Genomic DNA, 22,924 nt, shown 5'->3' with positions numbered 1-22,924 from the left:
CCAAGAGCTCAATATTCAATCGGGAGTGCACCAATGACTGTGAAAGTTGCCATTAACGGCTTCGGCCGTATCGGACGTAACGTTCTCCGCGCCATCGTCGAATCCGGCCGCACCGACATCGAAGTCGTCGCCATCAACGATCTCGGCCCGGTCGAGACCAACGCGCATCTGCTGCGTTACGACTCGATCCACGGCAAGTTCCCGGCCACGGTCAAGGTCGATGGCGACACGATCATCATCGACGGCGGCAAGCCGATCAAGGTCACCGCGATCAAGGATCCGGCAACGCTTCCGCACAAGGAACTCGGCGTCGACATCGCCATGGAATGCACCGGCATCTTCACCTCGCGTGACAAGGCCGCCCTGCATCTCCAGGCTGGCGCCAAGCGCGTCATCGTTTCGGCTCCCGCCGATGGCGCTGACCTCACCGTCGTCTTCGGCGTCAACCACGACCAGCTGACCAAGGACCACCTGGTCATCTCCAACGCATCCTGCACGACGAACTGCCTGGTTCCGGTCGTCAAGACGCTCGACGACGCCGTCGGCATCGACCATGGCTTCATGACCACGATCCACTCCTACACGGGTGACCAGCCGACGCTCGACACCATGCACAAGGATCTCTACCGCGCCCGCGCGGCAGCGCTCTCCATGATCCCGACCTCGACGGGTGCCGCCAAGGCCGTCGGCCTGGTCCTGCCGCACCTCAAGGGCCGTCTCGACGGCACCTCGATCCGCGTGCCGACCCCGAACGTCTCGGTCGTCGACTTCAAGTTCGTCGCCAAGCGGAACACCACGGCTCAGGAAATCAACGACGCCATCATCGCCGCCTCGGATGGCGCGCTGAAGGGCATCCTCGGCTATACCGACGAGCCGCTGGTTTCGCGCGACTTCAACCACGACAGCCACTCGTCGATCTTCGCCCTCGACCAGACCAAGGTTCTCGAAGGCAACTTCGTGCGCATCCTGACCTGGTACGACAACGAGTGGGGCTTCTCGAACCGCATGTCGGATACGGCAGTGGCACTGGCCAAGCTCATCTGAGCTAGACCAACTGATCTCGCATGAAGGCGGGCCAGCAATGGCCCGCCTTTTTTTATTCCGGGCAGCTCCCCAAAACAGGCAGGAAAAATTGTTCCGCACGGGAACAATAAGCCGCCTCGTCAGTTGCCCCTACGAATTGTGGCGCAAATGCGGCCACCCTTGTGGTCGCTCCACCACATTCTGGCGCAGAACCTGCGCCTTCTCCCGGGGATTGTTTTGCCCCTGATGACATCGAAAGGATACCAGACCATTGGCTCTCACAACGACCGATCCCCATACAGCCGTCGCCGAAGATGCGATACCGGCGCCCGAAGGGCGGACCGAAATCATCGACACTGATTATGAGATCGGTCAAGACAACATCAACTTCCGCCGCCGTTTCGTCTTCGAGCTTGACATCCATAATGTCGTCTTCAGCGTCTCGGCTCTGTCAATCGTACTCTTTACCTTCCTGACGCTGGCCTTCCAGACCACGCTTGAACCAGCCTTCACGGGTCTCAGGAACTTCCTGACGAGCAATCTCGACTGGTTCTTCCTGCTGACCGGCAATGTCTTCGTGCTCGTCTGCATCGGCCTCATCCTCTCGCCGCTCGGGCGAATCCGTCTTGGCGGACCGGAAGCAACACCGGACTACGGCAATCTCGCTTGGTTCTCGATGCTCTTTGCCGCCGGCATGGGCATTGGCCTGATGTTCTACGGGGTCTCCGAGCCCATGGGGCATTTCACGGCAGCGCTGGGTGGACCGGTCTTCGAAGACGGCGTTCGCACGGACTGGGCACCGCTGAATGGCGCTGTCGGCGATCCGGAAGCAGCCCGCCGCCTTGCCATGGCCGCCACGATCTTCCACTGGGGCCTGCATCCCTGGGCGATCTATGCTGTCGTCGCGCTTGCGCTGGCCCTGTTCTCCTTCAACAAGGGCTTGCCGCTCACCTTGCGTTCGGTCTTCTACCCGATCTTTGGCGAGCGCGTCTGGGGCTGGCCGGGCCATGTGATCGACATTCTCGCGGTCTTTGCCACCATCTTCGGCCTGTCGACTTCGCTGGGCATCGGAGCCCAGCAGGCCAGTGCCGGCCTGGAATTCCTTTTCGGCATTCCCTCAACGGAAACCACGATGATCCTGCTCGTGCTCGCCATCACCTGCATTGCCATCGCGTCGGTGGTTGCCGGCATGGACAAGGGCGTGAAACTTCTGTCGGAGGTCAACCTTGGTCTGGCAGCCCTGCTGCTGGTCTTCGTCATCGCCGTTGGCCCGACCATGCAAATCATCCAGGGCTTCTTCCTGAACCTCAAGGCCTATGCGACCTATCTGCCGGCTCTGGCCAATCCGTTCGGTCGAGAAGATACCAACTTCTCGCAGGGCTGGACGGCCTTCTACTGGGCCTGGTGGATCAGCTGGTCGCCGTTTGTCGGCATGTTCATCGCACGCGTCAGCCGTGGTCGCACAGTTCGCGGCCTTCTGACGGCAGTCCTGCTCATCCCCTCGCTTGTCTCCGTCCTCTGGATGACAGCGCTCGGCGGCACGGCGATCAGCCAGCTCGTCAATGACGGCCTGACCAGCGTTCAGGATGCAGCCCTTGAACTGCAGCTCTTCGAAATGCTTGCGCATCTGCCGATCACGGCGGTGACGTCCTTCATCGGCATCGTGCTCGTGATCGTCTTCTTCGTGACCTCGTCGGACTCCGGTTCGCTGGTCATCGACACGATTTCGGCAGGCGGCAAGGTCAATGCACCGGTCCCGCAACGCGTCTTCTGGGCGACTTTCGAAGGCCTGGTGGCCGTTGCCCTGCTTCTCGGCGGGGGTCTGGTGGCGCTCCAGGCCATGGCGGTCTCCACCGGCCTGCCCTTCGCGATCGTCTTGCTGGGCGCAAGCTATGCCTTGATCAAGGGCCTCTTGTCGGAACCTAGATAAAACTAAGTTAGGGCGGATTTAAAAATTTAAATCCGCCCTAATATCATCATGATCCCATTCCATTTTCTTCGTGCCATCCGGCAAATCTGAGTTTCATGAAATTGTCAGCCTGTAGGCATGTCGTTCGCGCAGACGCAATCGGTCTGACAGTCGCCATGCCTGTCGTAAAACGAGTGGGATCTCGGGGATTGGGAATAGGGCGAGAGGGGAAGAGGATTGAGTGAGTTCTACGCGGTCACCCTGGTTGCGACAGCCCTGGTTTTCCTGGCCGCTTTTTCGAGCCTCATAGCCTTCCGCTTCGGTGCTCCGCTTCTCCTCCTGTTCCTGACCATCGGCCTCGGCGCCGGCGTCGATGGTCTCGGCATCGAGTTCTCGAACTTCCCGCTTGCCTACGTGATTGGCTCGCTCGCTCTGGCGGTCGTTCTTTTCGACTCCGGTTTCGGCACCTCGCTCCAGTCCTTCCGACTTTCGGCAGGCCCTGCCCTCACTCTGGCGACACTGGGAGTGCTGCTGACCACCCTTCTCGTCGGGGTCGCCGCGCATTTTCTGTTCGGCCTCAGCTATCTCGAAGGCATGTTGCTCGGCGCAATCCTTGGCTCAACCGACGCCGCAGCCGTGTTTTTCCTTCTCCGTATCGGCGGCATCAACATCCGCGACAGGGTTCGTTCCTCCCTGGAAGTCGAATCCGGCACCAACGACCCGATGGCAATCTTTCTCACCATCGCGCTCGTCGAACTGATTAGAAGCGGCAGCGGCTCCGAAGGACTGTCGCTCGAACTGCTCAGGCTCTTCATCGAACAGATGGGCATCGGCCTGATCCTTGGCCTCCTCGGTGGCGCCTCGATCGCCTTCATCTTGCGCAAGCTGCAGATCGAGCAGGGGCTGGCTCCGATTTTCATGCTGGCGATGGCGCTGATGATCTTCGCCTTCACCGGCCTGATCGGCGGCAGCGGCTTCCTCGCCGTCTACGTAGCCGGCATCTACGCAGGTTCGCGAAAACTGCCCTCAACGGTCTCGATCAAGCGCTTCCAGGACGGCATGACCTGGCTCGCCCAGATCATCATGTTCCTGGTCCTTGGACTGCTGGCGACCCCTTCGCAGTTCCCGGAAATCCTGCTGCCGGCAGTTCTGCTCGCTCTTTTCCTGGTCTTCATCGCCCGACCGATCGCTGTCTGGCTGTGTCTCTTGCCCTTCGACTTCACCCAGCGTGAAACCGGCTTCATCGCCTGGGTGGGCTTGCGCGGCGCGGTCTCGATCCTGCTCGGCATCGTGCCCGTCGTCGGAGCGATGGAAAACGGCCAGACCTTTTTCAACACGGCCTTCATCGTCGTCATGATCTCGCTCGTCCTGCAGGGCTGGACCATCAAGCCGCTCGCAAAACGCCTCGGCCTGATCATCCCGCCGCGCATCGGCGCGATCGACAAGGTCGAACTCGACCTGCCGGGGACGGCCAATCATGAGCTGCTGGCCTATCGTGTGGTCGCTGGCAGCCCCGTGTTGCGGGGCGAGCGCATCCCGCGCTGGGCCATGCCTTCGCTGGTCATTCGTGATGGCAAGTCGATGCGCTATCAATACGCTGGACGCCTGCGCGAGAATGATCAGGTCTATCTCTTCATCGCCCCCAGCTATTCGAAACTGCTCGACCGCCTGTTTGCAACCGAGGCACCCGTCGAAGAGGACGATGGAGAGTTCTTCGGCACCTTTGCCATTTCGCCCTCGACCCATGTCCGCGACCTCGACGAAGCCTATGGGCCTCTTTCGATCACAGACAGTGAACGCGGCAAGACGGTTGCCGAGATGATCACCCAGCGTCTCGGCGGTCGCGCCGATTATGCCGATCGCGTCCGTCTCGGCACCATCGTGCTCATTGTTCGCGATATAGACGAACATGGCCATATTGCCACGGTTGGCGTTTCCATGGAGCCGGTAGAGCCGGCGACCACCTGGCCGATCTTTCTCAACCTGCGTGAACTTGCCCTCGCGACCCGCGATTACCTGCGCCGCAAGCGGGCTGCAGCAAGAGGCGAAGTCGGCGGCGAAAAATGACGGCGCTCGCCTTGCGCCGTCACGCAAGCGGTGTAAGGTCCGGCCCGTCAGCCCCATTCAACAGCATTCAAGACGGGTAATTCCATGCCGGCTTTCAAGACACTCGACGATCTCACCGACATCGCAGGCAAGCGCGTGCTTGTCCGCGTCGACCTCAACGTTCCCGTCACCGACGGCAAGGTTTCCGACACGACGCGCATCGAGCGTGTGGCGCCGACGATCCTCGAACTGTCTGAAAAGGGCGCCAAGGTCATCCTGCTCGCGCATTTCGGTCGCCCAAAGGGTGAACCGGTTGCCGACCAGTCGCTGTCGCTGATTGCACCCGCAGTTGAGGAAGTGCTCGACCAGCGCGTCGCCTTCGCCTCCGACTGCATCGGCGCCCCGGCGGCAGATGCCATCGCCAAGATGGAAAATGGCGACATACTGCTCCTCGAAAACACCCGCTTCCACAAGGGCGAAGAGAAGAATACCCCGGAGTTTACCGCCGAGCTCGCCAAGAACGGCGACATCTATATCAACGACGCTTTCTCAGCCGCCCACCGCGCGCATGCCTCGACGGAAGGCCTCGCCCATCACCTTCCCGCCTATGCCGGCCGCACCATGCAGGCCGAGCTTGAAGCACTGGAAAAGGGCTTGGGACAGCCGACCCGCCCGGTCGTCGCCATCGTCGGCGGCGCCAAGGTCTCGACCAAGATCGATCTCCTGTCCAACCTCGTCACCAAGGTCGATGCGCTCGTCATCGGCGGCGGCATGGCCAATACCTTCATCGCCGCCCAGGGCATCGATGTCGGCAAGTCGCTTTGCGAGCACGACCTCGCCGACACCGCCCGCTCGATCATGGAAACGGCGAAGACCGCAGGCTGCGCCATCGTGCTTCCCGTCGACGGCGTTGTCGCTCGGGAATTCAAGGCAAACGCCGCCAACGAAACCGTCGATATCAACGCCATCCCCGCCGACGCGATGATGCTCGATGTCGGCCCGAAGTCGGTCGAGCTGATCATTGGCTGGATCGGCAAGGCCGCGACCCTGGTCTGGAACGGCCCGCTCGGCGCCTTCGAGATCGCCCCTTTCGACAAGGCGACGGTTTCTGCAGCCCTGCATGCCGCTGAACAGACCAGAGCTGGCAAGCTGGTTTCGGTCGCAGGTGGTGGCGACACGGTATCCGCCCTGAACCATGCCGAAGTCGCCGACGACTTTTCTTATGTGTCGACCGCCGGCGGCGCCTTCCTGGAATGGATGGAAGGCAAGGAACTGCCGGGCGTGGCTGTCCTCACCAAGGGCTGAACGACAGCGGCTCAACAGCCCGATATTTCGAATGAACCGCGTGCCTTCCGGGCGCGCGGTTTTTTCGTGCGTCATTGGGCCGTCGACAGAGACGTGTTACCATCCACCCAAGGGAACCTCGGTCACACGCAATGGGTTTGTATCGTGAAGAGGCGGATCGCGAAGAAGGCGTTGGATGGACCGCGCAACTCACGTCAATTGAAACGGGTTTAAAAATCTTTGAATTTTCAAACGATTGAAATGATTTCAATCGTTTCAATAGCTTAGCAGCCCATTTTCCCCTCGGGGAAGTTCTGTTATCGCCGAAGTCACCACGGTCCCGAGGGACCGAACAGGGTCAGGGAGTGACCGGACGGCCAGAGTGTCCGTCCTAAGAGCAAGACAACAGTCCGGCGCCATGCGCGCCATGATCGGGATAGGAGTGAGTTATGGTGGACGCGAAAATGTTGAACAAGATCACCTCGGCGCCCGGCTTCATCGCCGCGCTGGACCAGAGTGGGGGTTCGACACCCGGCGCCCTGCGCCTCTACGGCGTCGCCGAAACCGACTATAGCGGCGACGACGAGATGTACCGCCTGATCCACGCCATGCGCGTGCGCATCATGAAGGCACCGGCCTTCTCCGGCGACAAGGTCATCGGCGCGATCCTCTTTGAACGCACGATGGACGGCGATGTCGACGGCGAGCCCGTCCCGACCTTCCTTTGGGAGAAGCGCGGCGTCGTCCCCTTCCTCAAGATCGACAAGGGCCTGCTCGACGAAGAGAACGGCGTTCAGTTGATGAAGCCGATGCCCGACCTCGACGCGCTCCTGATCCGCGGCCGCGACAAGGGCATCTTCGGCACCAAGATGCGCTCGGTCATCGCCCATGCCGACAAGGCCGGCATCGCCGCCGTCGTCAAACAGCAATTCGAAGTCGCCCGCCAGATCATCGGCCAGGGTCTTGTGCCGATCGTCGAGCCGGAAGTCTCGATCAAGAGCCCGACCAAGGCCGAGGCCGAGGCAATCCTTCGCGATGCGATCGCGGCCGAGCTGGACAAGTTGCCATCCGGCGACAAGGTCATGCTGAAGCTGACCATTCCGACGGTCGCCGATTTCTACGCCCCGCTGATGTCCAACGCTGCCGTCGTGCGCGTCGTCGCACTTTCCGGCGGTTACAGCACTGCGGATGCCTGTGAGAAGCTGAGCCAGAACCACGGCATGATCGCAAGCTTCTCGCGTGCTCTGGCAGAGAAACTTCGCGTCTCGATGAGCGATGCCGAATTCAATGCGAGCATTGCCGGAACCATCGACCAGATCTATGCCGCAAGCGTCAACAAGGTCGGTGCGATCGCCGCCGAATAAGCATCGACCCCGGCCCTCGGTTGATCCGAGGCCGCACGCGAAATCTTGTCATCAGGACACGAAAGCCCGGCCATGTGCCGGGCTTCTTGCGTTATCAGGATGCGCTAGAATCCTCTGGAGCCATCATGCCGTCCCCTTCCCGCAGCATTCCCTTCGTCACCCTCGACGTTTTCACCGACACCCGCTTCTGCGGCAATCCGCTTGCCGTGATCACCGACGCCCGGGGCTTGAGCGATAAGGAGATGCAGGAGATTGCGGCCGAGTTCGGCTATTCCGAGACCACCTTCGTGCTGCCGCCTCAGGATCCAGGCAACACAGCAGAAGTCCGCATCTTCACACCGGTCACGGAAGTGCCCTTTGCCGGACATCCCAATGTCGGCACAGCTCACGCGCTGGCCATCGAGGGTAACGTCCTCGGCAAGCCTGTCGGAGGTCGCATCCGCTTCGAAGAGAAAGCAGGGCTCGTCGAGGTAAGCGTGAACCGTGGCGCAGACGGCATCGTGACGGGAACCACCATCCGGGCACCCGGGCCCCTGACAACAGGCGCATCGATTGCACCTGAGATCATGGCGCCGTGCATCGCCCTTGCGCCGGATGACATTGTCACCAGCCGGCACCAGCCCATATTCGCAAGCGTCGGCCTGAAATTCATTCTAATCGAGGTGGCAAACCTCGACGCGCTGGCAAGGGCTGCGTCTCGCCTGGAGCCGCTGACCGCCCTGAGGCAGATGCATGCCGACGAAGATTGCGACTGCGCCACCTTCCTCTACACCTGGGTCGGGCCGGACCATCTGCGTGCGCGCATGTTTGCACCGTTCGACAATGTGATCGAAGACCCGGCGACCGGCAGCGCATCGGCAGCCCTCGGCGCCTTCCTGACGACGCTCGCACCTGTAGCGGAAGAGCGACACATTCTCGTGGAACAGGGCGTGGAGATGGGACGCCGCAGCCTGATCAGGCTTGCCGTAGGGACAAGCAACGGCGCCTTCGACCATGTCGAGATCACCGGAAGCTCCGTTCTTGTCATGCGGGGTCAACTGGCGCTCTAGTTTCCCGGACAATAATACCCGCCGAAAACTTCGACGAGCGTACCTTGCCGCCTTAGCGCCACACGACTATATCAAAACCCGAGGACGACCTCCCCACAATGGGCCTGATTGACTGCGGGACGACCCGCCTGTTTTCCCGGAGGGAAGAACATGCGGAAGACCGCAGATCGTATTCGTCACGCAATAAGCTTTGAACTCATCGGACTGGGCCTGGTCATCCCGCTCGGCACCCTGGCATTCGCAATGCCCGCGAAAGACATCGGTGTCGTCGGTGTCGTCGGCGCGACCCTCGCGACCTTCTGGAACTATATCTACAATCTTGGATTCGACCACCTTCTGCGCCGACTTACCGGCACGACGCTGAAGACGGTGCCTGTGCGTGTCCTTCACGCCGTCCTCTTCGAGGCCGGCCTGCTGATGATCCTGATGCCGTTCATCGCCTGGTATCTGCAGATCAGCCTCTGGCAGGCCTTCGTCATGGACGTCGCCTTTGCCCTCTTCTATCTGGTCTATGCCTTCATCTTCAATTGGGCCTACGACCGCGTCTTCCCGCTGCCCGAGTGGAAAACGGAGAAGGCCGCCGCGCCTCGGTGAAGAGAGATCTCACGGTCGAAACAGAAGCGTGACCGACCAGGTGACGAAGGCGACGATGGCGAGCTTCCAGAAATCGCTGCGTCGCCTCAGACCCGGAAGACCGAGCGGCTTGATGATCTGCACGATCATGGCGAGGATCAGGAAGGCGGATATGGCCTTGGTCATTGAATTTCCCTGTGGAGGCAGCACGAAATGTCATATCTGCCGCTCTTGCTGCGGCGGGGCAGCCACACCACTGTCACTTTTGCCCGCCAGAACTTGATCCTGCAAGCACCAAGGTCGCATTCAGACAACGGTAGGAAGATCCTTCTATTGTGATCGTGCCGTGCTCCTCCGATTCGGGCGCCCTCCACACCAATCGACAAGAATGCCATGAGACGTAATCTTCTGCCGGTAATGGCCCTGCTTCTGGGCACGCTCTTTCTTTTCCTCGGAAACGGCCTGCACGGCCTGCTCCTGCCAGTGCGCGGGGCAGCCGAAGGCTATTCCAACGAAATCCTCGGCCTGCTCGGCACCACCTGGGCTGCCGGCTTCGTGCTCGGCTGCTTCGTGGCACCGAAGCTGGTCGTTCGGGTCGGCCATGTCCGGGCCTTCTCGACCTTCGTTGCCCTGATTCTGGTGAACGCGCTCCTCACCGGCATCGTTGTCGATGCCACCTGGTGGGTCGCGCTGCGCGTCATCACCGGGTTCTGCACCGCAGGCACGTCGATGATTATCGAGAGCTGGCTGAACGAGCGCGCGACCAATGAGAGCCGCGGCATGATTTTCTCGTTCTACATCTCGATCACGCTGATCGGTGTGGTGGCGGGACAGATGCTGGTAGGCGTCTTTGACCCGGCAACGACCATTCTCTTCATGATCTGCGGCATCGTCTACGGCTTCGCCATCATGCCAACCTTGATGTCGACTGCAGCCACGCCGCAGCCGCTCCGGTCCATCAAGCTCGACCTGCCATTGCTCTACCGCAACTCACCCGTTTCCTTCGTCGGGATCCTCATGATCGGCATCGCCAATGGTGCCTATGGCACGCTCGGGGCCGTCTTTGGATCACGTGTCGGTCTCGACCCGTCGACCATCGCGCTGCTCCTGTCGGTCACGATCTTCCTCGGCGCCATCATGCAGTTTCCGGCCGGCAAGCTCTCCGATCGCATCGATCGCCGCTACGTGTTGGCGGCACTCTCCGCGCTCGCCGCCTTCGCGGCGCTCGCCATGGTCACCATCACGCCTTCTGATCCGCTCTGGATCTTCATTTTCGTCGGCATATACGGCGCCGCCGCCAATGCGCTCTATCCGATCGCCGTTGCCCACGCCAACGACTTCGCCAAACCCGACGAGTTCGTGAAGGTCTCCGGCGGCCTGCTGCTGCTCTTCGGCATCGGCACGATCATCGGACCGACGCTCGGCGGCCCGGTCATGACGGCTGCCGGCCCCTATGCACTCTTTGCGGTGACCGCAGTCGCGCACCTGCTGATTTCGGCCTATGCGATCTATCGCAGCCGGACACGCGCCGCGATCCCGGCCGAGGATCGTGAGAACGTGCCGAACCTGCCGATCTCGGCATCGCCGATGAGCAGCACGCCGGAAGGCTTGAGCCTCGATCCGCGTGCCGCCCCCTTGCCGGAGCAGGATGAATTGGACGACACTCCGCCAATGGAGGCACGCACATGATCATCGATGAAGAAGCACGTAAGCGCAGCACCGGCCACGACCTTGGCTGCGAGCTCTCGGCAATCTCGGCTGACGAACTGCGCCACCGAATTGCCCTTCTGGAAGCCGAGATCGACCGAATCAGGGCGGAGATCGACCGCAAGGAAGCTGGCAGGAAAGCCGCCGACAGCCTGTTTGGACCGAGGTCTTAGCCGTCAATATTCGGTGAGGCGCCCGTGATGTCTTGAAACGATCTCAATCTCATCTTGGCGTTTACCGTTTATTAAGCCATTTCAGGGAAACTACAGTCACCCCGATCTTCGGGCTCAGCTGGTTCGTTTCATGGAAACTCCTTCTGATTTCTCCCTGTTTTACCTTGAGAGCCGCATTTGCGGCTCTTTTTTTGCCCAAATCGCCAAAGGTTTCACGAAAGTGTGGGAATTAACCCTTCCTTAAGTTTCGCCTTGCGGATTTGGGCTATTGGTAGCATCGTAGCCTCACAAAATGCGGCAGGAACAAGTTTGTAGCGCTGTCGTTACATGCCTAAGTGATGCGTTTACAGGGAAACATCCATGTCTGAGCTCGGTATGAATACGGTTAGCTTTGCCGGTCGTGTGGCAGCGTCCAGCCAGTTCAAGGCGACCTATGCCGAAGGCATGGGCCTTGTTGAGGAAACCGCCGCCTATCTCGACGGCCCAGGGCGCGCAGCCGCAAAGGTTCTGCCGCGCCAGGCTTCCGTCCTCTACGCGGCGGAATCGATGCGCCTGACCACGCGCCTCATGCAGATGGCATCCTGGCTGCTGCTGCAGCGCGCCGTCAACAATGGCGAGATGAGCCGCGATCAGGTTCTCTCCGAAAAGAGCAAAGTGCGTCTCGACGGCTTCAACGTCGATCGCGCTGCCCCCGGCTGGAATGACCTGCCGGAAGCCTTCCGCGATCTCGTCGAGCGTTCGCTGCGACTCCAGAACCGCATCGCCCTTCTCGACCGCGAAATCTACCGTCCGGCCAGCGAAGAAGAATTCCAGCCGGACAACGAAAATAGCGTTCAGGCACAGCTGAACCTGCTGCGCACCGCATTCAACGCAGGCTGATCACGCTTCAGGCACGACCTCGACCCGGCCAGCGAAAGCTGCGCCGGGTTTTTCATCTCTAGACCAGACTGATTGCAAAGAATCAGATTTACAACTTTAAATATTGTGCGACACTCTCCTGAACAGGGGGAGTTGAGCACATGGCAAGGTTCATTCTTTCGATCGATGGTGGCGGCATCAGAGGTACGATCCCAGCCGCTGTTCTGACCGTTCTCAAGGGCAAGCTCGAGAAGCGGGACAAGCGCCTGCCACTGCATCGCTATTTTCATCTGATTGCCGGGACGTCGACGGGTGCGATCATAGCGGCGGGTCTGACCTGCCCGAAGCCAGGAAAACCCGCAGAGCCGGCCGCCGACCCCAAGACACTGCTCGATCTCTACAAGCGCAAGGGCGCCGAAATCTTCAACATCGGCCTCTTCCGTAAGATCGCCAATCTCGGCGGTCTGTTCGAGGAACGCTACGACGCCGCACCGCTCGAAAAGATCCTGCGGCAGATGCTTGGGGAACGGACTGAGATCAAGGACGCCCTCGGCAAGGTGCTGATCACAGCCTATGACATCCATGCGCGGCGTGCGGTCTTCATGACCAATGCCGACAAGGATCACGAACGCTTCCTCTTCTGGCAGGCGGTGCGCGGCTCCTCCGCTGCACCGACCTATTTCGAGCCGGCAATGGTTGAGGACCTTGCCGGCCAAAGCCATGGACAAATCCCGGCCATCCCGCTGATCGATGGCGGCGTCTTTGCCAACGATCCGGCCATGGCCGCCTATGTCGAAGGCTGCAAGCTCGGCTGGCGCGACAACGACCTCGTCATCCTTTCGCTGGGAACGGGCTCGGCCAACCGCAAGATCCCCTACCAGCAAGCCAAGAGCTGGGGTGCGGGTGGCTGGATCAGTCCGGCCAATGACACGCCGCTGATTTCCGTGCTGATGCAGGGACAGTCGAGCACGACATCCTATCAGCTCAACAAGTTGTTGAACGCCGACCCGCCCCGCTTCTCCGAAGGCGCAACGGTGGTCACGACGGCCAACCGGAAGACGCTCAATTATTTCCGGCTGGATGCGCCGCTCGTCGGGGTAAATGACGCGCTCGACGACGCGACGCCTGAGAACATCTCGAAGCTGGAGCGCTTCGGCCTGACGCTCGCTGAAAAACACGATCTTGCACTCGAAGAGATCGCCGATCGACTCGCAGCCATCTGATTGAGCAAGCGGCAGCACTCAGCACAAATACAAAAAGCCCGGCACGACGGCCGGGCTTTCTGTATGATATCGTTCCAAACGATCAGAGGCCGAGGCCGCCGAAGCGCTTGTTGAACTTGGAAACGCGACCACCGCGGTCCAGCAGCTGCTGGTTGCCACCGGTCCAGGCCGGGTGCGAGCTCGGATCGATTTCGAGGTTCATGACGGCGCCTTCCGAACCCCAGGTAGAACGGGTCTCGTATTCGGTGCCGTCGGTCATGACGACCTTGATGACGTGGTAGTCGGGATGGATGTCAGCCTTCATCGCTCTATTCCTGCTGTGCCGTGGGGTCCATATGCCGCAATTGCCTCGGCAGGACCTATTCAATAGATGAAGCCACAGTCCGTCTGGTCTACGGCTTCCCAATTCGATGCCGTGCCTATACATGAAGGACGCAGGGATAACAAGTGCCATGGCGCGAAAGCACATTGGTACTGAAGGAGCATGACAGAGTGACCTTGGAAGCCGACACAACAGACAAGAAACGACGCTCTCTGAAGCCTCTGACCAGCCTCTTTCCCTATCTCAAGCGCTACCGGGGTCTGGTTGCCGGCGCGCTGATCTTTCTTTGCCTCGCAGCCGCGACGACGCTGGCGCTGCCGATCGCCATCCGGCGCATGCTGGACCACGGTTTCCAGGCCGCTGACAGCGAATTCATCAACGCATACTTCGCCATGATGATCGTCATGGCGCTCGTCCTCGCCGTCGCCAGCGCCCTTCGTTATTACTACGTCATCACCATCGGCGAGCGCGTGGTGGCGGATCTGCGCCGCGACGTCTTCGCTCATGTCACTAAGCTGTCGCCCTCTTTCTTCGACATCAACCAGTCCGGCGAGATCGTCTCGCGCCTCACCGCCGACACGACTCAGTTGAAGTCGGCCGTCGGGGCCACTGCCTCGCTGGCGCTCCGCAACACCATTCTCTGTCTCGGCGCCGTCGTCATGATGATCGCGACCAGCCCGAAGCTCTCGATCATGGTGCTTGCGGCGATTCCCGTCATCGTCTTCCCGCTGGTTGGTTTCGGGCGCTCCGTCCGTCAGCGCTCGCGCGCCGCCCAGGACACGCTTGCCGAAGCCTCGTCCTATGCCGGCGAAGTCATCAGTGCCGCCCGCACGCTGCAGGCCTTCAACGCCGAGGAAGCTGCGCGCACGCGATACTCTTCCTCCGTCGAAAGTGCCTATGAAGCGGCACGCTCCGCGATCCGTTCCCGCTCGCTCCTGACCGGCGTTGCGATCGCCCTCGTCTTCGGCAGTGTCGTCGGCGTCCTCTGGTACGGCGCGCAAAGCGTGCTCGCGGGGACCATGAGCGGCGGCACGCTCGGCCAGTTCCTCCTCTATTCGCTGATTGCAGCAGGCTCGCTCGGCACGCTTTCGGAAGTCTGGGGTGAGCTTTCTCAAGCCGCCGGTGCCGCCGAACGTCTGCATGAACTGCTTGCAGAACACCCGGCGATTGCAGCACCTGCCGTGCCGAAGGCGCTCCCCGAACCCGCCCAGGGCAGTGTCAGCTTCGAGGACGTGCACTTCAGCTACCCCTCGGCAAGAACCAAGTCTGCGCTGAATGGTCTCTCCTTCTCCGTCAGCCACGGCGAGACGGTCGCGATCGTCGGCCCCTCCGGCGCCGGCAAGAGCACGATCTTCTCTCTCATTCTGCGCTTCTACGATCCGGTATCCGGCACCATCCGGCTGGACGGCATCGACATCCGCGAAGCCGATCCAGAGGCCGTACGCGCCCGGATCGCCATCGTCCCGCAGGACACCACGATCTTCGCATCGTCGATCCACGATAACATCGCCTTCGGCACGCCCAACGCCTGTCGCGGCATGGTCGAAGTTGCGGCCGAAGCGGCTCAGGCGAGTGAGTTCATCGGTCGCCTCGAGAACGGCTTCGATACGATCGTCGGCGAACGGGGCGTGACCTTGTCGGGCGGCCAGCGCCAGCGCATCGCGATTGCCCGTGCCTTGCTGCGCGACGCCCCTCTCCTGCTGCTCGATGAAGCGACGTCGGCCCTTGATGCCGAAAGCGAAACGCTCGTGCAGAAGGCACTCGACGGCCTGATGCGCGACCGCACCACCATCGTCATCGCTCACCGGCTCGCAACGGTCCTGAAGGCCGACCGCATTCTCGTGCTCGACGATGGACGCATCGTCGAGGAAGGTACCCATCAGAGCCTCATCCAGCAGGGCGGCCTTTACGCCAAGCTCGCGCGTCTGCAGTTCGAGACGGGCGGCCGCGACTTCACCGCAGCCGCGCAGTAAGGCCGGTCGGCTTTACCGCCCGACGCTTCTTCCTGCCACGCGGCCGGAGAACAGGCAGCCGCCGAGGAAGGTCCCCTCGAGCGCATTGTAGCCATGCATGCCGCCTCCGCCGAAACCGGACACTTCGCCGGCGGCGTAGAGCCCCGGCACCGGCTTGTTCTCACGGTTCAGGACGCGCCCCTCAAGATCCGTATGCAAGCCGCCCAGCGTCTTGCGGGTCAAGATGTGCAGCCTGACGCCGATCAGCGGCCCGGCGGCCGGATCGAGCAGGCGATGAGGCTTGGCCGTCCGCATCAGCTTGTCGCCGAGATAATTGCGGGCGCCACGGATCGCAGTCACCTGCGCATCCTTGGAAAAGCTGTTTTCCATCTCCCGGTCGCGCGCTTCGATCTGCGCGCGCAGATGGTGGACGCCGAGCCGGTATTCGCCGGAAAGCTCGTTCATCCCGGCGACGAGATCTTCGAGATTGTCGCGCACGACAAAATCCTCGCCCTTGTCCATGAAAGCCTGAACCGGGCCCGGCGGGTTCTTGCCGAGACGCTTCAACAGCAGCGGCAAGTTCTTGTCCGTCAGGTCGGGGTTCTGCTCCGAACCGGACAGTGCGAATTCCTTCTTGATGATCGCCTTGGTCAGGATGAACCAGGAATACTCGTGCCCACGCGCTCGGATTGCCTTGAGAGTACCGAGCGTATCGTAGCCGGGCATGGCCGGCGCCGGGAAGCGATTGCCGTCGACATCGCACCAGAAGGAGGACGGCCCCGGAAGGATGCGGATACCGTGGTTCGGCCAGATCGGATCCCAGTTCTTCAGGCCTTCCGTATAGTGCCACATCCGGTCGCCATTGATGATCTCGCCACCGACGGCCTGAGTGATAGACAGCATGCGCCCGTCGACATGGACAGGCACGCCTGCGACCATGTGTTTCGGCGGCGGCCCCAGGCGCTCGACCGGCCAGCTCTTGCGGACGAGATCGTGATTGCCGCCGATGCCGCCCGAGGCCACGATGACGGCCCCGGCCTTGACTTCGAAATCGCCGACGACGTTGCGGGAACTCGATCCGCCGCGCGGCGTCGCATCACCGGCCAGAAGAACGCCGGTGGCACCGGTCACCGCGCCGTTGGTCACGGTCAGACGGTCGACCTGATGGCGGAACAGGAAGGTAAGTTTGCCCTCGTCCGATGCACCCTTGGCGCGGCGCACAATGGGCGCGAGCACGCCGGGGCCCGTGCCCCAGGTGACGTGGAAACGCGGCACGGAGTTGCCATGCCCGTCGGCATGACCGCCACCGCGCTCGGCCCAGCCCACCACCGGGAACCAGCTGACACCCTGGCTCTTCAGCCAGCTGCGCTTTTCGCCGGCGGCAAATTGCAGATAGGCCTCAGCCCACTGGCGAGGCCAGAAATCTTCCGTGCGGTCGAAGGCGGCGGATCCGAACCAGTCCTGCCGTGCGAGTTCCAGACTGTCGCGAATGCGCATCCGCCGCTGTTCGGGACTGTCGACGAAGAACAGGCCGCCCAAGGACCAGAAAGCCTGCCCTCCGAGGTTCTGCTCTCCTTCCTGATCGATCAGCGCGACCTTCAGACCGCGATCGACAGCCTCGGTTGCAGCAACGAGACCGGCCAACCCTCCCCCGATGACGAGTACATCGAATTCTCGCATGCCTTCCTCCCGACAAGCCTTTTCTTACCTTTACGCGCACGTAAGCAAGGCCGCAAGTTGTCTGGCACACAAACAATTGCGAACGAAATCAGCGCTCGGTCAGCTTGAGTTCGATGCGACGGTTCTGTGCCAGGGTGTCCGGCGTGTCGCCTTCCGCGATCGGCTGGAACTCGCCGAAGCCGGCAGCGACCAGGCGGTTGGCGGGAACGCCCCTGGAGATCAGGTATTTCACCACCGATGTCGCGCGCGCGGACGAGAGCTCCCAGTTGTCGCGATACCGGCCGGTGCCCGTGAGCGGCGATGCGTCGGTATGCCCGTCGACCCGGAGCACCCAGTTGATTTCCTCGGGAATCTCCTGGGCAAGTTCGAGAATGGCCGCAGCGAGCTTGTCCATTTCCCCCTGCCCGGCCGCATCGAGATCGGCGCCGCCGACGGGGAAGAGCACTTCCGACTGGAAGACGAAGCGGTCGCCGACGATCCGGATGTTATCGCGATCGGAGAGAATTTCGCGCAGCCGTCCGAAGAAGTCCGAGCGATACCGGTTGAGTTCCTGAACACGCTGGGCAAGCGCCACATTGAGGCGGCGGCCGAGATCGGCAATGCGGGCCTGGGAGGCCTGGTCCTTGGCTTCGGAGGCCTGGAGTGCCCCTTCGATGGCGGCGATCTGTGCACGAAGCGCGCCGATCTGCTGGTTCAAGAGCTCGATCTGGCTCATTGCCCGCGCGCTCACCTGCCTTTCGGCATCGAGTTCATCGGTCAGCCGGCCAACCTTCTGGTTGGCGACGTCTGCCGAGCCCGCACCGCTATCGAGCAACTGTTGCAGCCGGCTGCGCTCGCTTTCGGACGAGGAGAGAGAGGATTGCAGTGAAGCCAGTGTATCCTGGAGATCCTGATTGCCGCTCTTTTCCAGTGCCAGCAACTGGGTGAGTTCGGCGATCTGGCTGTTCAACCGGTTCAGCACTTCGTCCTTTCCCGAGATCTCGCGTCCCAGGATGAACTGCGCGACGACAAAGACGGTGAGCAGGAACATGATGGCGAGCAAGAGCGTCGACAGGGCATCGACAAAGCCCGGCCAATAATCGACCCCGCGCTCGCGGCGGCGGTTGCGCCCGAGCGCCATTTACTTCGCCCCGCCGATCTTGTCGTTCAACCGGTCCAGCGTCTTGCGCATGGCGCGCGCATCTTCCTGCTGGGCCTCGATCCAGTCGCGCAGCATCTGCTGCTCGTTGCGCATGTTCTTGACAAGCCCCTGGATGCCCTCGGCGAGGCCGGCAATCGCGGCAACCGAGCGATCATTGCCCTCGCGACTGGCGAGTTTCTGGATCTCCTCGACCAGCAGGCGGATATCGTCACTCGCAACACCGCCGTTGGATTCCGAAGCCACGGGGCGCTCCGAGTCGAGATCGGTGACGGAGGAAAGCCAGTTTTCGAGTTCGATGTAGAAGCGGTTCTGCGCACGGCCGGCCTGCAGATCGAGGAAGCCGAGGATCAGAGAGCCTGAAAGACCGAGCAGCGACGAGGAAAAGGCCGTGCCCATGCCGGAAAGCGGCGCCGTCAGGCCCGTCTTCAGCGATTGCAGAATGTCATTGCTGTCTCCCGACGCAGGATCGAGCGAACCGATGACCTCGTTGATCGAGCCGATCGTGCCGAGCAGTCCCCAGAACGTTCCCAGAAGTCCGAGAAAGACGAGCAGACCGATCAGATAGCGAGTGGTGTCGCGCGACTCGTCGAGCCGCGTGCCGATCGAATCGAGAATGGAGCGCAGGGCGGCCGTCGAAATCGCCATCGAGCGGCGGCCACCGATCAGCGCCCGCATGGGGGCGAGCAGTTTCGGATCGCGGCCCACCAGCATCGCATTGTCGCCGGCAGCGCGGAAGGAATTGAACCAGCGGACTTCAGGTCGAAGCGCCAGCACCTGGGCAAAGACGAGGATGATGCCGACGACGAGAACGCCGAGGATCAGGCCGTTTAGGCCGGGATTGGTGATGAAGGCAGCATGCGCCTGTCGGTAGAGGATTGCCGCGATGAAACACACGATGATCAGGAAGATCACCATCGTCGTGAAGAAGGGCATCGGGCTGGAGAGCTTCTGGCCGTATGCTCCCGGACGGGTCTCGCCCACCTCGAGATCCTCCAACTTCACTTTCGCCATGGTACGCTCAACCTCCGGGGAATCTTGGACCCGGAGGCTAGTGCAAAATTGAGACGAATTGAAGCCGCGGACTTTGGGAAAATTTTCCCTAAGGCCGAAATCAGGCCTGCGGCACCGGACGGTTCACGACCTCTTCGAGAGCCTTGCGGATATATTCGTTGCCGGCAAGCACCGTGCCGTTCTCGAACATGTCCTGGCCGCCCTTCATGTCGGAGACGAAGCCACCGGCCTCCTTGATCAGGAGAATGCCGGCTGCGATGTCCCAGGCATTGAGCTGCGCTTCCCAGAAGCCGTCGAGACGACCGGCCGCGACATAGGCGAGATCGAGGGCAGCAGCACCCATGCGCCGGACGCCGGAGACTTCGCCCATGACATGGCGCAGTTCGACGAGGAACTTGCCGTGCTGGCCGCGACCGAGATGCGGCACGCCGCAGCCGACGACGCAATCGGACAACACCTTGCGTGCGCCGACACGGATGCGACGGTCGTTGAGGAAGGCGCCGCCACCCTTTTCCGTCGTGTAGAGTTCATCGGTCGCCGGATTGAAAATGACGCCCGCGACGATCTCGCCATTGCGCTCAAGCGCGATCGACACGGCGAACTGCGGAATGCCGTGCAGGAAGTTGGTGGTGCCGTCGAGCGGGTCGACGATCCAGCGATGCGCGCCGTCGGTGCCCTTGATCTCTTCGCCTTCCTCGCCGAGGAAGCCATAGGTCGGGCGGGACTTGAGCAGCTCTTCACGCACGATCTTCTCGGCGCGGAAATCGGCCTGCGAGACGAAGTCGCCGGGGCCCTTCACCGAGACCTGCAGGTTCTGCACTTCGCCGAAATCGCGCGACAGCGACTTGCCGGCCTTGAGGGCAGACTGGACCATGACATTGAGAAGGGCGGAGCGGGCCATAGATCGAATTCCTTGAAACTGGGAGACGCCGGGAGGCGGCGACGGGCGAGCGCGCGTCGGCGGCGGTGTTTGGCCGGTTCAAGACCACAAATGCCGCCGGAATTCAAGGGGCTTGGCCCTTTCGGCCCATGCATGCGGCTCAGATGTGCCCTGCAGCGAAGGTGACGATCAGGCCGCCGGCGACAGCAACCACCGAGGCGGCTGCAAGCCGCAGCGAAAAACCACGGCTACCCGCGACCGCCCCATAGACCACTTTAGCCGCCATGTTGGCGTTCACGGCGATCCCGACAGCAATGAGCGCCACGTCGATGGGAAGCGCAGGCAGCATCCCCGCAACGGTGACCGTTGCCGCATCGACATCGGCAAGAGCCGTCAGAGCCGAGACCACGTAAAGGCCGCCGTCACCGAAGATCTGGCTTGCCGCACGCGCGATGAAGGCGATGACGGTGATCAGAACAGCCATCTTGATGACCTGCGACAGCTCGAACGGATTACCGGGCAGGTCTGCCTCTGACGCCGTGTCGCCGCGAGCGATCGCCGTCATGGCACCCGCAAGCATTACGCCACCGGCAACGAGCAGGCCGGGCAACAGGCGCCAGCCGAGCGCCGGAGCCAGTGCGAGGAGGAGAAGCGCCGTGCGGAAAAGCGAGATGCTCCCTGCCGCGATCGCACCGGCCGCAGGACCGGCGGCTGCCGTCGTGTTCTGGCTCTGGCGCGCCATGGCGAGCGTCGTTGCCGTCGAAGAGACGAGCCCACCCACGGCACCGGCGACAAGATCACCGCGCCCGCCACCGATCAGCCGGACCGCGACATAGCCGACATAGGAAATGGAGGCGAGCGTGATCACCAGGATGACAAGGCTGCGAGGCGACACCCCGCCGAACGGACCATAGGGATCGGCCGGAATGAGCGGCAAGAGCACCAAGCCCATGGCGAGCAGCACGACCGCCGAGCGCAGTTCGATCCAGGTCAGCCGCCGGATCGCGGCATGCAGGAATTCGCGGCTGGCAAGGATCGTGACCGTGGCAGCGCCCGCCGCAGAGGCAACCGACATATCTCCCGCAACAGCAAGCGCACCGAGGCCAAACGTGGTGATGCCGGCAATGACGGTCGTCGCGCTGAACGAGCCTTCGGCCCGCGCCTCCATCAGGCCAAAGCGCAGGAGAACCACGGAGATGACGATCAGAAAGCTCGCAATGATCAGCCCGGACAGTCCGGACGGCGCCATGCCTTGATCCAGGAGGCCGCTGATCCCACCGGCCATTCCGATCAGCGTGAAGGTCCGGATCCCGGCGATGCGTGCACCCTCGGGTTCGTCACGCTCCCGCCAATGCCGCTCGACGCCGACAGCGGCGCCGATGGCGATCGCAAGCCCGAGACGTTGAAAGACATCGATCAGATCCATGCCGCCGCCCTCCCCTTGATACCAAATCTCGATAAGCCACCTTCAGTCGGCTTCCAGACCCTGTGGGTTCCCATCATCGAGACTTGGTATACAGCCGCAGAACGCGGTTGCGTCAGATCCGACGGAAGCGGTTGGCGAGATCGATAGCCTGCTTCTGCTGTTCCTCGTTGAGCCCCAGATAGAAGTCCTCAAGCGCCGGATCCTTGAGACCCGCACGACGCGACAGCACATACCACTTGGCGGCTTCGACCGGATTGGGCCCGGTACCGAGTGCATTGATATAGAGATGGGCGATCCGGTTCTGGGCAACCACATTGCCACGTGCAGCCGCAATGCTCAGCCAGCGATAACCGGCCTCGTAGTCGCGGGGGCCGTTGTAGCCGTTGACCAGCCAGAGCCCCATGTCGAGCTGGGCCGTGTCGAAACCGGCACGAGCCGCCCGCATCATCCATTCACGAGCGCGCGCCTTCTTTTCCGGCGGCACGTCCTTCAATGCGGAATAGACCTGCGCCAGCGCATATTGCGCGTCGGCAATTCCCTGTTCGGCGGCCTTTTCGTAATAGGGCATGGCGGCGGTCAGGCCGCGCACGCCGGGCGTCCCCGAGACCAGGATCTGCGCCCAGTTGAACTGCGCCGAGGCATTGCCGGCATCGGCCGCGCGCCGCATGAACTCGTCGGCCTTGGCTCGATCCTGCGGGACCTCCCGACCCTCCATCAGAAGAAGCGCGTATTTGAACATGGCGGAAGGATCGCCGCCCTGGGCAGCCTGGCCATACCAGAAGGCCGCCCCCTTCAGATCGCGCTTGACGCCGAGCCCGCGCGACATGATTTCCGCGAGCAGTGTCTGGGCAGCCGGATCGCCGAGCTGGGCGCGCGGCAGCGCCTTGTCGACGGCCGTCAGGAACAATCCGCGTTGGAAAGCGCCATAGGCCTCGTCGGGCTTTCCATCATAGGGTTTTTCGGGCGGCAATTCCGGCAGTGGCGCGCCCATGCGCAGGTAGATGTTGATGCCCTGCAGTTCCTCCGACTTGTCGTCGGCCGTCGGCTTCGCGCCCTTGGTTACCGGAGGCAGAGAATCCCTGTCGCCGCGGTCGAGCGTGTTGGCATCACCCGTGCTGCTGCTGGGCCGTGCCCCGCGTTCGATCTCGCCTGCGTTATCGGGATCGGCCGGCAGGATGACCGGTGCGTCGCCGATCTCGATGCCATCCTCGCTATCCTGTCCCAGCACCGGGCTGGCCAAGGCAAGGCATGCTCCGGCGAGCGCGGCGAGAATCAGGCGATGATGGGACGAGATTGAACGCAT

General features: G+C 62.0%; 20 protein-coding genes. 12 read left to right on the top strand and 8 right to left on the bottom strand.

The genetic code is table 11. From position 1 onward, the window contains the following. Positions 1-33: 33 nt before the first annotated feature. From gap to IP85_RS03430, 7 genes are all read left to right on the top strand, one after another. Positions 34-1,044, top strand: a complete 1,011-nt coding sequence (gap, locus tag IP85_RS03460) for a type I glyceraldehyde-3-phosphate dehydrogenase (protein ID WP_054148269.1) — start codon at positions 34-36, stop codon at positions 1,042-1,044. A 250-nt stretch (positions 1,045-1,294) separates the two neighbouring features. After that, positions 1,295-2,953, top strand: coding sequence for a BCCT family transporter (locus IP85_RS03455; protein ID WP_054148268.1), 1,659 nt, complete (start codon positions 1,295-1,297; stop codon positions 2,951-2,953). 216 nt (positions 2,954-3,169) lie between these two features. Continuing rightward, positions 3,170-4,999: a potassium/proton antiporter gene (locus IP85_RS03450; protein WP_054148267.1), complete on the top strand. Its 1,830-nt coding sequence runs from the start codon at positions 3,170-3,172 to the stop codon at positions 4,997-4,999. An 84-nt stretch (positions 5,000-5,083) separates the two neighbouring features. Next, on the top strand, positions 5,084-6,283 hold the full coding sequence (locus IP85_RS03445) for a phosphoglycerate kinase (RefSeq protein WP_054148266.1): 1,200 nt from the start codon (positions 5,084-5,086) through the stop codon (positions 6,281-6,283). Between the two features lie 428 nt (positions 6,284-6,711). Then, positions 6,712-7,626, top strand: coding sequence for a fructose bisphosphate aldolase (locus IP85_RS03440; protein WP_054148265.1), 915 nt, complete (start codon positions 6,712-6,714; stop codon positions 7,624-7,626). Positions 7,627-7,751: 125 nt separating this feature from the next. After that, positions 7,752-8,675, top strand: a complete 924-nt coding sequence (locus tag IP85_RS03435; RefSeq protein WP_054148264.1) for a PhzF family phenazine biosynthesis protein — start codon at positions 7,752-7,754, stop codon at positions 8,673-8,675. 150 nt (positions 8,676-8,825) lie between these two features. After that, positions 8,826-9,269: a PACE efflux transporter gene (locus IP85_RS03430; protein WP_054148263.1), complete on the top strand. Its 444-nt coding sequence runs from the start codon at positions 8,826-8,828 to the stop codon at positions 9,267-9,269. A gap of 9 nt (positions 9,270-9,278) precedes the next feature. On the opposite strand, the gene IP85_RS22340 is transcribed toward IP85_RS03430, so the two are convergent. Further along, positions 9,279-9,434 (bottom strand): hypothetical protein, encoded by a 156-nt coding sequence (locus IP85_RS22340; protein ID WP_171901601.1) that lies wholly within the window; start codon positions 9,432-9,434, stop codon positions 9,279-9,281. 207 nt (positions 9,435-9,641) lie between these two features. Here IP85_RS22340 and IP85_RS03425 point away from each other — a divergent pair, with 207 nt between their 5' ends. The 4 genes from IP85_RS03425 to IP85_RS03410 all read left to right on the top strand — a co-directional run bounded on the left by IP85_RS03425 (position 9,642) and on the right by IP85_RS03410 (position 13,209). After that, positions 9,642-10,937, top strand: a complete 1,296-nt coding sequence (locus tag IP85_RS03425; protein ID WP_054148262.1) for an MFS transporter — start codon at positions 9,642-9,644, stop codon at positions 10,935-10,937. Further along, the gene (locus IP85_RS03420; RefSeq protein WP_054148261.1) at positions 10,934-11,128 is read left to right on the top strand and encodes a DUF1192 domain-containing protein; all 195 of its coding nucleotides are present in this window, start codon (positions 10,934-10,936) and stop codon (positions 11,126-11,128) included. The genes IP85_RS03425 and IP85_RS03420 overlap by 4 nt, the downstream gene beginning before the upstream one ends. Positions 11,129-11,488: 360 nt before the next feature. After that, positions 11,489-12,007: a DUF1465 family protein gene (locus IP85_RS03415; protein WP_054148260.1), complete on the top strand. Its 519-nt coding sequence runs from the start codon at positions 11,489-11,491 to the stop codon at positions 12,005-12,007. A 140-nt stretch (positions 12,008-12,147) separates the two neighbouring features. Further along, positions 12,148-13,209: a patatin-like phospholipase family protein gene (locus tag IP85_RS03410; protein WP_054148259.1), complete on the top strand. Its 1,062-nt coding sequence runs from the start codon at positions 12,148-12,150 to the stop codon at positions 13,207-13,209. 82 nt (positions 13,210-13,291) lie between these two features. Here IP85_RS03410 and rpmE read toward each other — a convergent pair whose 3' ends face one another. Then, entirely contained in the window at positions 13,292-13,513 is a 222-nt protein-coding gene (rpmE, locus tag IP85_RS03405; RefSeq protein ID WP_054148258.1) for a 50S ribosomal protein L31, read from the bottom strand. A 188-nt stretch (positions 13,514-13,701) separates the two neighbouring features. Between rpmE and IP85_RS03400 the strand changes: the two genes are divergently transcribed. Continuing rightward, positions 13,702-15,504 (top strand): ABC transporter transmembrane domain-containing protein, encoded by a 1,803-nt coding sequence (locus tag IP85_RS03400; protein ID WP_054148257.1) that lies wholly within the window; start codon positions 13,702-13,704, stop codon positions 15,502-15,504. A gap of 12 nt (positions 15,505-15,516) precedes the next feature. On the opposite strand, the gene IP85_RS03395 is transcribed toward IP85_RS03400, so the two are convergent. The 6 genes from IP85_RS03395 to IP85_RS03370 form a co-directional block, all read right to left on the bottom strand. Further along, a complete protein-coding gene (locus IP85_RS03395; RefSeq protein ID WP_054148256.1) occupies positions 15,517-17,163 on the bottom strand; it encodes an FAD-binding dehydrogenase in 1,647 nt (548 codons plus the stop codon). A gap of 88 nt (positions 17,164-17,251) precedes the next feature. Next, positions 17,252-18,283 carry a peptidoglycan -binding protein gene (locus IP85_RS03390; RefSeq protein ID WP_054148255.1) on the bottom strand — a complete coding sequence of 344 codons (1,032 nt, stop codon included), beginning with the start codon at positions 18,281-18,283 and terminating at the stop codon, positions 17,252-17,254. Next, a complete protein-coding gene (locus IP85_RS03385; RefSeq protein WP_054148254.1) occupies positions 18,284-19,315 on the bottom strand; it encodes a flagellar motor protein MotA in 1,032 nt (343 codons plus the stop codon). 100 nt (positions 19,316-19,415) lie between these two features. Beyond that, complete coding sequence (locus IP85_RS03380; protein WP_054148253.1) at positions 19,416-20,216, bottom strand: inositol monophosphatase family protein; 801 nt, start codon at positions 20,214-20,216, stop codon at positions 19,416-19,418. Between the two features lie 139 nt (positions 20,217-20,355). Beyond that, positions 20,356-21,621, bottom strand: coding sequence for a DUF4010 domain-containing protein (locus IP85_RS03375; protein WP_054148252.1), 1,266 nt, complete (start codon positions 21,619-21,621; stop codon positions 20,356-20,358). Positions 21,622-21,733: 112 nt separating this feature from the next. After that, positions 21,734-22,924: a tetratricopeptide repeat protein gene (locus tag IP85_RS03370; RefSeq protein ID WP_054148251.1), complete on the bottom strand. Its 1,191-nt coding sequence runs from the start codon at positions 22,922-22,924 to the stop codon at positions 21,734-21,736.

Origin of the sequence: Rhizobium sp. AAP116, from assembly GCF_001295785.1 — a bacterium.
In the GTDB taxonomy this organism is placed as follows: Bacteria; Pseudomonadota; Alphaproteobacteria; order Rhizobiales; family Rhizobiaceae; genus Allorhizobium.
The sequence above is the reverse complement of the archived record's forward strand: the minus strand, read 5'-3'. Positions and strand labels throughout refer to the sequence as shown.